General features: G+C 58.1%; 17 protein-coding genes and 1 pseudogene. 7 read left to right on the top strand and 11 right to left on the bottom strand.

Annotation, left to right across the window (positions count from 1 at the left end):
• Nucleotides 1-152: 152 nt before the first annotated feature.
• The 3 genes from ACGVKB_RS08370 to ACGVKB_RS08380 form a co-directional block, all read right to left on the bottom strand.
• A complete protein-coding gene (locus ACGVKB_RS08370) occupies nt 153-287 on the bottom strand; it encodes a hypothetical protein (protein ID WP_392351034.1) in 135 nt (44 codons plus the stop codon).
• A gap of 134 nt (nt 288-421) precedes the next feature.
• Complete coding sequence (locus tag ACGVKB_RS08375) at nt 422-844, bottom strand: lipocalin-like domain-containing protein (RefSeq protein WP_392351065.1); 423 nt, start codon at nt 842-844, stop codon at nt 422-424.
• 190 nt (nt 845-1,034) lie between these two features.
• Nucleotides 1,035-2,735, bottom strand: a complete 1,701-nt coding sequence (locus ACGVKB_RS08380; RefSeq protein ID WP_392351036.1) for a protein adenylyltransferase SelO family protein — start codon at nt 2,733-2,735, stop codon at nt 1,035-1,037.
• 213 nt (nt 2,736-2,948) lie between these two features.
• On the opposite strand from ACGVKB_RS08380, the gene ACGVKB_RS08385 reads away from it, so the two are divergent.
• Entirely contained in the window at nt 2,949-3,107 is a 159-nt protein-coding gene (locus ACGVKB_RS08385; RefSeq protein ID WP_392351038.1) for a hypothetical protein, read from the top strand.
• Nucleotides 3,108-3,125: 18 nt separating this feature from the next.
• On the opposite strand, the gene ACGVKB_RS08390 is transcribed toward ACGVKB_RS08385, so the two are convergent.
• Together ACGVKB_RS08390 and ACGVKB_RS08395 are read right to left on the bottom strand one after the other, a co-directional pair.
• On the bottom strand, nt 3,126-3,299 hold the full coding sequence (locus ACGVKB_RS08390) for a hypothetical protein (RefSeq protein ID WP_392351040.1): 174 nt from the start codon (nt 3,297-3,299) through the stop codon (nt 3,126-3,128).
• 346 nt (nt 3,300-3,645) lie between these two features.
• Entirely contained in the window at nt 3,646-4,221 is a 576-nt protein-coding gene (locus ACGVKB_RS08395; RefSeq protein WP_392351042.1) for a hypothetical protein, read from the bottom strand.
• Nucleotides 4,222-4,310: 89 nt separating this feature from the next.
• On the opposite strand from ACGVKB_RS08395, the gene ACGVKB_RS08400 reads away from it, so the two are divergent.
• Complete coding sequence (locus ACGVKB_RS08400) at nt 4,311-4,493, top strand: hypothetical protein (protein WP_392351044.1); 183 nt, start codon at nt 4,311-4,313, stop codon at nt 4,491-4,493.
• On the opposite strand, the gene ACGVKB_RS08405 is transcribed toward ACGVKB_RS08400, so the two are convergent.
• Nucleotides 4,490-5,182, bottom strand: coding sequence for a hypothetical protein (locus tag ACGVKB_RS08405; protein WP_392351046.1), 693 nt, complete (start codon nt 5,180-5,182; stop codon nt 4,490-4,492). The two genes, ACGVKB_RS08400 and ACGVKB_RS08405, sit on opposite strands and share 4 nt — an antisense overlap.
• An 81-nt stretch (nt 5,183-5,263) precedes the next feature.
• The gene (locus ACGVKB_RS08410; protein ID WP_392351048.1) at nt 5,264-5,569 is read right to left on the bottom strand and encodes a hypothetical protein; all 306 of its coding nucleotides are present in this window, start codon (nt 5,567-5,569) and stop codon (nt 5,264-5,266) included.
• A 260-nt stretch (nt 5,570-5,829) separates the two neighbouring features.
• On the opposite strand from ACGVKB_RS08410, the gene ACGVKB_RS08415 reads away from it, so the two are divergent.
• The 5 genes from ACGVKB_RS08415 (at nt 5,830) to ACGVKB_RS08435 (ending at nt 8,755) form a co-directional block, all read left to right on the top strand.
• Nucleotides 5,830-7,467, top strand: coding sequence for an FAD-dependent oxidoreductase (locus ACGVKB_RS08415; RefSeq protein ID WP_392351050.1), 1,638 nt, complete (start codon nt 5,830-5,832; stop codon nt 7,465-7,467).
• Between the two features lie 145 nt (nt 7,468-7,612).
• Complete coding sequence (locus ACGVKB_RS08420; protein ID WP_392351051.1) at nt 7,613-7,801, top strand: hypothetical protein; 189 nt, start codon at nt 7,613-7,615, stop codon at nt 7,799-7,801.
• Nucleotides 7,802-7,852: 51 nt separating this feature from the next.
• Nucleotides 7,853-8,107 carry a hypothetical protein gene (locus ACGVKB_RS08425; RefSeq protein WP_392351053.1) on the top strand — a complete coding sequence of 85 codons (255 nt, stop codon included), beginning with the start codon at nt 7,853-7,855 and terminating at the stop codon, nt 8,105-8,107.
• 72 nt (nt 8,108-8,179) lie between these two features.
• Nucleotides 8,180-8,449, top strand: coding sequence for a hypothetical protein (locus ACGVKB_RS08430; protein WP_392351055.1), 270 nt, complete (start codon nt 8,180-8,182; stop codon nt 8,447-8,449).
• Nucleotides 8,450-8,581: 132 nt separating this feature from the next.
• Complete coding sequence (locus ACGVKB_RS08435) at nt 8,582-8,755, top strand: CCRG-2 family RiPP (RefSeq protein ID WP_392351057.1); 174 nt, start codon at nt 8,582-8,584, stop codon at nt 8,753-8,755.
• A 435-nt stretch (nt 8,756-9,190) separates the two neighbouring features.
• Here ACGVKB_RS08435 and ACGVKB_RS08440 read toward each other — a convergent pair whose 3' ends face one another.
• From ACGVKB_RS08440 to ACGVKB_RS08455, 4 genes and pseudogenes are all read right to left on the bottom strand, one after another.
• Nucleotides 9,191-9,313 carry a hypothetical protein gene (locus ACGVKB_RS08440; RefSeq protein WP_392351059.1) on the bottom strand — a complete coding sequence of 41 codons (123 nt, stop codon included), beginning with the start codon at nt 9,311-9,313 and terminating at the stop codon, nt 9,191-9,193.
• Nucleotides 9,314-9,569: 256 nt separating this feature from the next.
• Nucleotides 9,570-10,169, bottom strand: a complete 600-nt coding sequence (locus ACGVKB_RS08445) for a tetratricopeptide repeat protein (protein WP_392351061.1) — start codon at nt 10,167-10,169, stop codon at nt 9,570-9,572.
• Between the two features lie 79 nt (nt 10,170-10,248).
• On the bottom strand, nt 10,249-11,106 hold the full coding sequence (locus ACGVKB_RS08450) for a hypothetical protein (protein ID WP_392351063.1): 858 nt from the start codon (nt 11,104-11,106) through the stop codon (nt 10,249-10,251).
• Between the two features lie 58 nt (nt 11,107-11,164).
• Nucleotides 11,165-11,351: pseudogene (locus ACGVKB_RS08455) on the bottom strand (gamma-glutamyltransferase family protein); the annotation flags it as partial.

Genomic DNA, 11,351 nt, shown 5'->3' on the forward strand with positions numbered 1-11,351 from the left:
TTCTCCGCCTGGCTTGCCCAAGTCAGTCCGAAAGAAGTCCGGCCCCGATATTGCTTATCTGGCTCGGCTGGTCTCCAACAGGGATCGGGAGGTGATTGGCTTCCTGGATGAGCCGCTCGATGACTAAGGCTCGACGGGGCACTCCCTGCGTTTCACATCAGGGGGTCGTCCCATGGGGCCGGGATGTCGGCGATCAGCTGCTGGCGGCTGAACAGCTGAAGCATTTTTTGCCACGCCGTGCGTGCCGATCGCTGGATGCTGTCCAATTTACGTCCGATCTGTACCAACAACCCTAGCTTTTCCGCCTTCTCCCCCTTGACAAGACGGTTGCAAGTGTTACGTAAGTGTCCCTTTGTTTCGATCTCCGGACTGTGGTTCCGCTTAGGGGCTGGCAGGGTTCTTTTCTCTCCTCTGACTGATCTCAGATGTTCTCGGACATGCATCGTTGGAAGCGCACGATGCTTCGGGTCAATCCCTCCTCAGGCCAGTTGGGCATCACACGCCACGGAGTTGTCACCGTGAGCTGATCTCCATTGATCTTGAAATACCGGACTTGCTGTGTTCCCACCCATGCCGGGTCCCAGGCAACATCCACCTGGGTGATCCATTGGTCGGCTTCGAGCTGATAGGTGCCGGTGTAGGCAATCATGCTGTTGAGCAGCTTGGCCCGATCATCATTGGTTTCAGCGGCCTTGCGTCCATCTGCCGCGAGTGTGAACGATAGGCGTCCCTCTGGCGTAAAGATCACATAGCCGCTCGGTTGAGTCCCCATCGGAGCGAAGGTTCTACCGTTGGATTTCACCTCGACGCTGTAGGAGGACAACATCCATGCACCGTGGATCATCTGTTTGTTGATTGCACTGATTGATTGCGTCGAGTTCAACAACACAGCTCATCCTTGTCACCCGTTGCAACCTACCCAGCGTTGGTGGCTGATCGGGTCGATTCGGTTGCCAAGGTGCTGCTTTGGCACGAGTCGTTTCCGGTTTGGTCGCGAATCTCATCGTTTGGCACGGCATCACCGTCTTCGACGGTTAAGAGGAACAGCTGTAGTGCGAAATTCCCCCGGCGTTGAAGCAGTCGCGTGGTTTGAGCTGGTCGTAGCGAGAGGCGAGATCGTCCACCGGTTTCTCGTAGGGCGTGCTGAAGACCGCCTGCAGCTCCTGCACCAGTTCGTGATCTCCCTCCGCTGCTCGTTCATAGGCCGGTGCCACCAACCACTCTCGCCAGGTGATGGCTGGGTTCATCCGCTTCATTGCTGATGCTGCGGACATCAGGTCGTCTTCCTTGTTCAGCTGTTCCCGCCAGCGCTGCAACCATGACGTCCACTGGTGGTCCAGGTCGTCATTGATGGGGAGGTAAAAGGCTGGCCTCAAGGCATCAACATCTGTCGGCAGGTCGCTCAGCTGTCGGAAGGTTTTGGTGTAGTCGGCCCGAGATGCTGCCATCAATTGGAGCAGCTCCTGCACAAGGCTGTCGTCCTGCTGTTTCAGGCCAAGTTTTCCGGCCCACATCGCCTGCAGTTCCTGCTGCATCACCGTCGCAAAGTCTTCGCGGAGTTGATCGAGTTGTGTTGTGGCCTCGTTGTCGCTGCTGACCAGTTCTCGCAGTGCGCTCCAGAACATTCGGTAATTGGCATCGGCTGCGTTCGCTTGGTTGAAGAAACAGAAATGTTGCCCACCACCGGTCCAGGGTTGGAACCGTGGGTCGAACAGTTCGCAGAATCCGAAGGGTCCGTAGTCGAGCGTGAACCCAGCGGCGGAACAGTTGTCGCTGTTGAAGTTCCCCTGGCAGTAACCCACCCGCATCCAATGGGCCACCAAGCGGGTGAGCCGTCCACGGAAGAGTCGAGCCAGCTCAACCACCTGCCGGTTGAAGGGCAGATCAGCGTCGATCTCGTTGCGGTAATTGCGATCAATCAGATGGCGGACGATCAGCTCAAGCTCATGGCGCGCCTGCGGGTGTGCCTTGGCACGCAAACGCCGGGCAAATAACTCGATCTGGCCAACCCGCAGGAAGGATGGTGCCACCCGGGTGCTGATTGCCGCGGGGTTATCGACCATCACATCCGGTTCATAGGAGCGGGAGTCTTCGGAATACCAGGGCCGTCGCACCCGTTCGGTCTGCGACACATAAAGCGTCAGCGATCGCGATGTCGGGACGCCCAGGGCGTGCATGAACTCCTGCGCGAGGAATTCGCGCACGCTGGAGCGCAACACGGCTCGGCCATCGGCCCCTCGGCAATAGGGCGTTGGCCCACCGCCCTTGAGCTGCATCTCCCAGCGTTTGCCATTGAAGAGTCCTTCAACGATCGACATGGCACGACCGTCGCCGTAGCCATCGCCCGTCCCGAAGGGACATTGTTGGGTGTATTCGGTGCCATAGATCGACAGCGCATAACCGGTGGCCCAGCCCCATGGCCGCATCGGATGGGTGGCGATGCTGATGTCGCCTGAGAACAGCCTGCGAAAGTCGGCGTCATGCGCCAGGCCATCGTCCAGGCCGAGTTCAGCAAAGAACGTTGTGCTGTGGGTGACGTAGGTCGGATCGGGAATCGGTGTGGGTGTAACGGGCACCCAGTGCCCGGAGCTCACCGGTCGTGGGCGGTGATCTTCACCGTCGCTTGTGGCTTCAGGATCCGGACGCAGAGCCTCCAGCAGCGAGTAATTCACCCGTTGCGTGAACTCGTGAAACGTGGTGGTGCTCGGCACAGGGCGCCCGGACGCTGACCCCATCATCGGCGTTGCTGAAGGCAACTGAAGGCTGTGCCGGTTGGTGGGCTCGGATTAGCTGTCGGGTCAAGGGCCGTCATCGCGTTTGGACTTGCGTCCGGTTCGGCCTGATCCATCAGGACGAAAAACAATCCAAAGTTCGAGACCCAGCGATACACAGCAGCTTGCCAATCAAAATTCTTCCATCATTTTTTGATGGTGTTTCTGATCTCTTCGATGTCTGTTTGCACCTATCGCGGTATTTCCTATGCCCCGCAACGTCGTCTGACCAAAGACATGGTGCTTCAATATGAACGGAAGCATTACGTCGAACGGGTTGATGAGATCACCCGGCACGTGGAGCGCGTCTATCGCGGCCTGCCCTATCGGCGTTGACGCTGGTTTTGCCTTGGCTCAGGCGGCATCCCAGGTCCGTTGTTGGCCACGGGTCTGACGCCGGCGACGTCGCCGCTGCGTTGCATCGATGCGAAGACTCTTGGTGTCAGGCTGATCCGGTGCACTCAGCTGATGGATTTCGACCACGGTTTGACCACCTGGTTCAAAGCTGACAGTGCGAAACCGTTCCATCAATTGGATGAGGTTGATGTCTCTTCATGTTGCGGGCCTGTCAAGGGACCTTTCATCCGTCAGACTGAAACAACCCCATGGTCCGAGGACCCAACGAGAACGCTTAACAACGAAATTGCTGAACTGCGTAGCCGAGTTTCCTTTCCCCAACATTGGTCCCCCGGTGAACACCAACAAAATCTGGACCGGTTGCAGCAGCTAGAGCAGAAGAAGCGTCACATCCAACAACAGCAACAGCAGAAGTAGTCATCATTTTGTTGTCACGTTGTCGCCCTTTGATGATGTTTAAAGGGTCTTATCTCCGTTGATTTGTTGTGCTTGTTTTGAGGTTTGATCAGCGGGCTGTTTAACCCACCACCCTGGCTGGAACTGTGATTGTGGCTTGACCGTTGTGGTCCCTTTGCAGGTCAACGATCAGTCCCTGCAGGTGCCCCAGGACCTTCTCCATCGCCTCGAGCTCCTGCCGGCTGGGATGGTTGAAGGCTGAGCTCAGCAGGCGCAAGCCGGCACCGCTGGAGCCGAGCAGGCCAAGGGGGCCCAACACCACAGAGAGTCCTGGCATCAGGGTTAACGCCAAGGTGAGGGTGAGGGTCAAGGGAATGGCCCCGGCCCCGACCACCCCACTGGTTTTGAGGATGGTCAGCAGGATGAATTGACGCTCACTTGGGCTGCCATTGATCAAGGCATCGCGGTGAACCAACACCTGATCGACAGCCGCAATCACCGTTGCTGAGGCCGCTGCATTGATGGCGTGGCCGACCAGCTGCTGAGGGGCACGGCGCAGGGTGTTGATCAGCGCAGGGTCCAGGTTGATCCCGTCCAGGGCATTGACGGTGGAGCCCAAAACAGCGCTGGCGATGGCGATCAGCTGGCTGGTCCGATCGCGGTGAACGGCGCGTTTGATTCTGGTGAGGTCGGTCATGGCCCGGGTACCCAGAGTTTCAAGTTTGACCTGTGGTCGGCCTTCGCGCTTGCTGCGCCTCCGGCTCGCGGGCGGTTTGCCTAGCGTTGATGACCCCATCGCTTGCGATGACGATTCCCTTCGGTGAGCCCGAACCGAGTGACGGGCTGCTCAGCAAGTCCGTTGCGTCAACGCGATTGCGTGCGTGGTTGCAGCTGCGGCTGCGTCATCTGGCTTCGGTTCAACGCATTCAAGATGCCCGTGCATTGCGCAGTGAATTTCTGGTCGATTAACGACTGGACAGCGGCGATGTGATCACAACGGACGTCCCGTAGGTCTCACACAAGCTCAGAAGTTTGGGTGTTTGTTCGACCACTGCGTTCCATTCGTCCTGAACGGTGGCTTGGATCTTGCATTGAGCCGAACCGCCGCTGCCCGTTGGTGCCTTCACCTCAATGGTGGCGATGGTGTCGTTGGCGTCCATGGCTCTGCCGGTCTTGGGTGTTTTGAGGACCCGATGGCTCCACGAGCAGCAACTGGAGCGGTTGCTCGTCACCAGATAAGGGCCGATCGGTTTGATTTGGGCATAACCACCCTCGAACCAGCGTGTGGCGGTTGTGTTGGTGGGATTGATTTTGAAAATGGTGTAGGAGCAGTTCGGCCCGGCTCCGCAGAAGCTCCTCACCACCAGTTCGAACACACCATCCGCATCGATATCGCTCAGTGTTGCGCCACCGTTTGGAGCGTCTATCAACGTCTGCGCGTGGCGCAGCACCGTGCTGGTTGTGCTTTGTCCTGGGATCTGAAGCTCGACGCTGAAGTGTCGTTGTTGGCGGACCAGGTCGACCGTCGTGGTGAGTTGCAGCCTCGACCCATCGCTGTTGCGCTGCTGTTCAACATGGCGCGTCTCGGCGGCATCGGCTGACTGATGGGCCGAAGCTGCGCTGAGAGCGATCAAGGCCAGGCTGCTCCAAACGTTCATATCCGTCGCACACAGCGTTCAACCGATCAAACTCCCCCGTGTCGTTGGCATCAAGGCACAGGGGTGATTGCCGTTCGAGGCCTACGACACGCTGAGCGCGAGAAACCCTTCGTCGGCTTCGGTCATGGCTTCGGTGTCGCTATGAAACCAGCATTCATACATCAGATGAATGATCCGGCCCACGTCGAGATCGCGGTCTGCGACGTCCTGCCACAGGCGTTGACTCAGTTCATGGTCAGCCAGTTGAAACTGGGCTCTCACCAACTCTCGGGTGATGGAGAAATAGGTCTGACGATCGTTGCGTGCCTGGCATTCCATTGAGGCGCTGACGGTGTTCAGCAGCGGCTCGGTGGCTTGGACGCTCTTCTGTTGCTTGTTGATCAGCATGGTGTCTCCGTGTTCTGCGATGGCAGAGGGACGCTCGCGCTAAACGCCAAAGAAAGACCCTCCTCTCAGATTGAGCGGCGACGCTGCTCCGGTGGAGTGGCATCCGTCATCGGACCCTCTTGTATCAATCAACACAGGAATAGATCCGCCGCCGGTGAAAAACAATCGGCATGAACACGGATCTTGCGCCACAGCAGGTGCTCTCCGAATGAATGGCTCTGCGGGCATGATTCACGCAGTCCCTGTGCCGATTTGCGCTGATGCCAGACAGCCCGACGTCCGACCAGGCACGGCCATCCCATGTGGTGGTGATCGGTGCTGGCTGGGCCGGCTGGGGCGCGGCCAAAGCGCTGTGTGAGGCGGGGGTTCGCGTCACCCTGCTCGATGGGATGGACGATCCCACCGGTTGTACGCCACTCAAAACCGCCAGCGGCAAGCCGTTCGAAGCCGGAACCCGAGGCTTCTGGAGGGACTACCCCAACATCAACGCGCTGACAGCTGAACTTGGGCTCAGCAACGTGTTCACCGAGTTCACCACCAGTGCCTTCTGGTCTCCGGAGGGGCTCGAAGCCACGGCACCTGTGTTCGGTGATGGTCTGCAGTGGCCCAGCCCCCTGGGTCAGGCCTTCGCGACGATCAACAACTTCAAGCGACTGCCGGTTGCCGACCGCCTGAGCATCGCCGGGCTCCTGGTCGCCATGCTTGACCTGCATCGCAACGATGCGGTGTATCAGCAGTACGACGGCATCGATGCCCTGACGCTGTTCAAGCAGCTGCGGATCAGCGATCGGATGATCGATGAGTTCCTGCGGCCGATCCTGCTGGTGGGACTGTTCAAGCCACCGGAAGAACTCTCCGCCGCCGTGACGATGGAGTTGCTCTACTACTACGCCCTCGCCCATCAGGATTCCTTTGATGTGCGCTGGATCAAGAGCCAGAGCATCGCTGAGCAGCTGCTGGCGCCGTTGAGCCAGCGGCTGCGGGATCGCCATCAGCTCGAGGTGCTGGGGGGAACGTTGGCCTCACGCCTGAACCTCTCCGCTGATGGCACACGGGTGGCATCGGTGGAGACCCGCTCGGTGGCCACGGGCCGCAGCGCTGAGATCAAGGCAATGGATGCCGTTGTGCTGGCGGTGGGTGCCAAGGGGATGGGAGCTCTGATGCATCGTTCGCCGGATTGTGCTGCCTTGGTGCCGGAGTTGGTGCGGGCCGGCACGTTGGGTGCCATTGACGTGGTCTCGGTTCGGCTCTGGCTCGACCGCACGGTGCCGGTTGCCGACCCCGCCAATGTGTTCTCCCGGTTCCAGGCGTTGCGGGGATCCGGGGCCACGTTCTTCATGCTCGATCAGCTGCAGGCGGAGCATCACGCGGAGCTCTGGGGCGGTGCTCCGGTGCAGGGGTCCGTGGTGGCAAGCGACTTCTATAACGCCACGGCGATCGCGCAACTCAGCGATCAGGCGATTGTCGATTGTCTGATGCAGGAGCTGTTGCCGATGGCGCAACCGGCGTTCCGGCAGGCGCTGGTGGTGGACCAGGAGGTGCGGCGCTATCCAGGGTCGGTGTCGCTGTTTTCCCCAGGAAGTTTCCAGCAACGGCCACCGCTGGAAACAGCGTTGCCCGGACTGGTCTGTGCCGGCGACTGGGTGCGGATGGGCGAGCGTGAGTTTGGTGCCAAGGGCCTTTGCCAGGAACGGGCCTATGTCTGCGGTCTCGAGGCCGCGAATGCGTTGTTGCAACGTGGTCAGGTGCGCGGCGGCGGTGTCACTGCAGGCCGTCCCCATCCTGTGCGTCCGATTCGCGCCGATGAGCCCCACGTTCTGCTGGGTCGTGCTCTCAACAAAGTGGTGATGGATCCACTCGAGGCGGTGGGATTGCGCTGGCCCTGGTTGATGCGCTAATCGACGTTTGTTGGCGGCTCATCGCATCGCTGAAGGGCCGAAACGGGCTGGATGACCTGGCGATTGAGGCAGCTTGATCAGCATTGTTGCCCTTGTCTCAAGGTATTCATCCCGCTAGCACTTGGAAAGATGAAAAGGAGCTCTCATGAGCCAAATCCTTTCCGCTGCCAAGTGGTCTTTTGAACTGCTTGCCAAGCGCATCGAGGCCCTTCGCGATCGCCGTTCTGGGATGGCGTCGGTGAAACAGAGTATTTTTTCGTACGACGAATCACAGATGAAGGAATCGGATGCCTTCAAGCGCCAGCAGACGTCGGAGCTTGAGTACGACTGCTGAGGAGACGTCCAGTTGCTGCGCCCCTAGCCTGAACAACCTCTCTGATTTCATTTGACATCTGGCTCGATTCGCCGCTTCATCCTCACGCTTGGAACCGGCTATCTCACGATCTTTGGTGTGAGGAAGATCCCCTATGAATTTGAGAATGAATGGTTGGTGATTTTGCCCGCCTTGGTTGTTGTTTATGCGCTGACCACTTGGATTGAAGGTCTGATATTCAAGGATGATTCGGCTCCATCCTCTCCAGCTAGGCCGCCAGCAAAGACGACCGTTGTTCGCAACAGCAAAGGGTTTGGCTCGGATTGATTCGGTTGCCCGAACCCGGGGTCCGGTTGGCCGAACTTGGTGTTTCAGGGCTGTGCTTTTACGGTTGATGGCATGCAGAACATTCCTGATTCCGTGAGCTTCAGACAGCTCGCCACACTTCTTTCCGATGCTCCAAGTGGTTCCCCTGTATCGGATTCAGACGTCTTGAATGAACAGGTCGCGTTGGACTGGAGTCAACGCGTTGAAACCCTGCTGAAGGAGGTCGAACAGTCCTCAGACCAAGCATCGGCCGGTAAAAACAACCAGCAGGTGATGGCACTTGGCTCCTTTCGGACCCATCTCTGGCTCGGTCTTCAGGCTCTCAAGGCCTCCGGTCTTTGACGGTTGCCTGTTGTCGATCTGTGATCAATCTCACAGCTCGTACTGATCCAGCGCATCGAGCTGTCCGGTGATTCGAGACATCGTGTGTGCATCGGAGGGAAACACCTCCTCACCTCATTCACACACAGAACCATGACCAACACCGAACTCACACTCGATCAACTGCGCTCCGTTAGCGGTGCAGGAACAGAAACCCACTGGAAAACCCCTCTCTACAACCTTAAAGAGCTTTCCAAGTCAGGTGGTCTGGTGCCCTTCAAGGCTGTCATTCCTGACCCGATGTACTTCCCTACTTATCGAAAATGATTGGAGAATCCTCTGACACACCCCGCCATGAGCGGGGTTTTTTTATGGGTCACGCAGGGCAGGGCATTGTCAACAGTTCCAACGACTAGCGGTTTGTCATTCTCAGCATTCGATGCCAATGCTGGATTTCCAGACGCCATCCAGAGTTGTGCCAGTGCGATCGAAATGGCTATCAGCCTCGTCTTGTTCATCTAGCCATAAACGTCATCATTAACTTATCAATGCTATGCATGATTTGGCGTGTGAGCAGCCATTCTTGCCAACCATCATTCCTGAGCGAAGACGTTCAGGCGAATGCCCTAATTCGCTCCGCAAGGTGTTTGGCTGTGGCCTGACAACTGTCACGGTCGGTGATTTGATGCACTGCAGAAGCCCAATCCAGTGCTTTTGCTCGATGGGACACCCAGTTGGGGGAGTCGCAGCTCAGCATCGGTCTCACTTGAGGGGTGTGGTGATCAGACGTTCAGGCGATGGTGTGCTCACGGGGCGACGGCTCCACCACTCGACTCCATTGACACCAAGTCCAGGCCCGTGGAACTCTTCAAATTTCAAGAACATTTGATCCTGAAAATCAGTTCAGCGCATTGATGATGCCTTGAGCTCTTTCCACTTGTTGCGGAAATCTCGTTCAGTTGGATTGGGTTTGTCGGGAAGCCTAATGCTTGCAGAGGGCGTCTCTTTTCAGCAAGCTTAACGCTATACAAGACCCCGTCAGGGGGAAGCAGGAAGCATCAATGTTTCGCTTTCCATCTCCCGACAAAACCTTCAATGTTGAGCTTCCGTTGGCGTGCCCTTGGAATGCTTTTCCTTGGGGTCAGCATTGATTCTTGACCCAACCAGCGGCTTTCTGAGAGCCAAGTTCTGCCGCTGCCCTGTAATCCGAGCAGGCTTCACTGAAATTGCCCTGGCGCTCTTTGGCGATGCCTCTGCCGATATAGGCCCCACGATTGCTTGGATTGATCTGGATCGCATGGTCGTAATCACCGACAGCCTGCTCAAATTGATCGAGCTTTAAATGGGCGTTGCCGCGTGAGACCAACCCTCGATCAAATCGGGGGTTGACGGCAATGGCGCTGGTGTAATCCTCGATCGCTCCGTTGAAGTCTTTAAGCCTTGATTTGGCGAGACCACGGTTGTAATAGGGTCCAGTTCGATCTTGGATGGTGTTGATGACGACAGTTAAATCTTCAATGGCACCCTTGTAGTCGTTTAATTCCTGTCTTGCATTGGAGCGGTGATAATATGCCTTAGCGGATGGTTCGATTGAAATAGCGGTTGTCAGATCATGAACGGCACCGGCGTTGTCACCGTTCTGCAGTTTGGCGAGACCGCTCTTGATCACAGTGTCAACATCCTCTCGGGGCGGACTGAGTGCACTGTTGAGGTTCTGTGTGCCGCTGTTCTGCCACACCATCAGGCTCAACCCCAGGGCCAGCAGCAGACATGGGGGCAGGAATTGGTTTCGGATCCAGCTGGGGGCCATCGATGGATCGTCAGTCCGCTTGAGGAGGCGGTTGTAGCAGCTCCTCCAGGAAGGCCCTCAGCGCGAAATCAGAATGATCGAGGTAGGTGATCTCGTTGATCCGCCAGCTGTCGGTGTTGTTTTGATGCATCTCATACAACAGGCGCCGTGCGTTCCCGCTGGATCTGCCGGTGAGGCCGACGTGGACCTTCACTTCAGCATCGATGGTCGAGCCATCATTCTGCTTGCAGCTGATCACGTCAGCGCCAAATGTTTCCACCTGGGTGTTGCTGAAGATGTCGAAATCGATGAAGCGACCATCATCCGCGGATGTGAGTGCCATCGCCTTCAGCAGCAGCCCAAACAAGGATGGGGTGAAGCGCTGGCGCTGGCTAGTGAGGGCTTGGCTCCGGTCGTTGTGCTGTTGCATCTGCTGCACCCGCCAGCGGTACAAGCCATTGAGCTGATCGATCACGCCCTCCGGGCAAGTTGTCCTGGGGCTGCAGAGGTCACCCAGGGCTGAACTGTTGCGGCATTGCTCCAGCGACATGCCAACAATGATGGTGTTGCCGTTGGCTTGATTGACAAGCCCGAAGCTGCCGGCAAACCCCCGCAGCATCCATTCCCCTCCCCGCGGATCGGAGTAGAAGCCAACGTTGCGTGCGGCTCCGTCCCTCACCCGTGTGTAGGTGTCGTGGATGCCGTCGTTCCACTCCACTGTGAAGCGATCACAGGGTGCGTCGCTGCAGAGAAAGCTGCGCCGGCAGGGGATGGGGTTGTTGTTGTACAGGCAAGACGTCCAGGCCTCGGCTGCGTTCACCGCTGAACCACGAGGGCCGGCCCCGATCAGGAGGGCCCAGCTGATGACCAGTGCAGCGCGGAGGATCACAGGATGGCTGTTTGCCGACTTCCTGTTGTAGTCCGCTTCGGGTCGTCGGGCGTGTGGGTTACGGCAGGCTCAAGGCTGTGCCTTCCCGGCGTGGGTCGGCGGCACCATGCCACTGGCCGTTGATCCACTGCACCAGGGCGGTGCCACTGCCAATGGCCTGCTGCTGCAGGGGCTGATCGGTGGTTTGCAGTTGTTCCACCGGCAGTGGCCAGGGCAGCGGCGGGTCGTCCTCCAGCACCAGGGTG

Source organism: Parasynechococcus sp., assembly GCF_042954325.1.
Lineage (GTDB): Bacteria > Cyanobacteriota > Cyanobacteriia > PCC-6307 > Cyanobiaceae > Parasynechococcus.

Coding starts and splice junctions, on each gene's coding strand:
- ACGVKB_RS08375 (WP_392351065.1), bottom strand. CDS start 844: ATGATCCACGGTGCATGGATGTTGTCCTCCTACAGCGTCGAGGTGAAA.
- ACGVKB_RS08380 (WP_392351036.1), bottom strand. CDS start 2,735: ATGGGGTCAGCGTCCGGGCGCCCTGTGCCGAGCACCACCACGTTTCAC.
- ACGVKB_RS08385 (WP_392351038.1), top strand. CDS start 2,949: ATGTCTGTTTGCACCTATCGCGGTATTTCCTATGCCCCGCAACGTCGT.
- ACGVKB_RS08390 (WP_392351040.1), bottom strand. CDS start 3,299: ATGGAACGGTTTCGCACTGTCAGCTTTGAACCAGGTGGTCAAACCGTG.
- ACGVKB_RS08395 (WP_392351042.1), bottom strand. CDS start 4,221: ATGACCGACCTCACCAGAATCAAACGCGCCGTTCACCGCGATCGGACC.
- ACGVKB_RS08400 (WP_392351044.1), top strand. CDS start 4,311: ATGACCCCATCGCTTGCGATGACGATTCCCTTCGGTGAGCCCGAACCG.
- ACGVKB_RS08405 (WP_392351046.1), bottom strand. CDS start 5,182: ATGAACGTTTGGAGCAGCCTGGCCTTGATCGCTCTCAGCGCAGCTTCG.
- ACGVKB_RS08410 (WP_392351048.1), bottom strand. CDS start 5,569: ATGCTGATCAACAAGCAACAGAAGAGCGTCCAAGCCACCGAGCCGCTG.
- ACGVKB_RS08415 (WP_392351050.1), top strand. CDS start 5,830: ATGCCAGACAGCCCGACGTCCGACCAGGCACGGCCATCCCATGTGGTG.
- ACGVKB_RS08420 (WP_392351051.1), top strand. CDS start 7,613: ATGAGCCAAATCCTTTCCGCTGCCAAGTGGTCTTTTGAACTGCTTGCC.
- ACGVKB_RS08430 (WP_392351055.1), top strand. CDS start 8,180: ATGCAGAACATTCCTGATTCCGTGAGCTTCAGACAGCTCGCCACACTT.
- ACGVKB_RS08435 (WP_392351057.1), top strand. CDS start 8,582: ATGACCAACACCGAACTCACACTCGATCAACTGCGCTCCGTTAGCGGT.
- ACGVKB_RS08440 (WP_392351059.1), bottom strand. CDS start 9,313: ATGTTCTTGAAATTTGAAGAGTTCCACGGGCCTGGACTTGGTGTCAAT.
- ACGVKB_RS08445 (WP_392351061.1), bottom strand. CDS start 10,169: ATGGTGTGGCAGAACAGCGGCACACAGAACCTCAACAGTGCACTCAGT.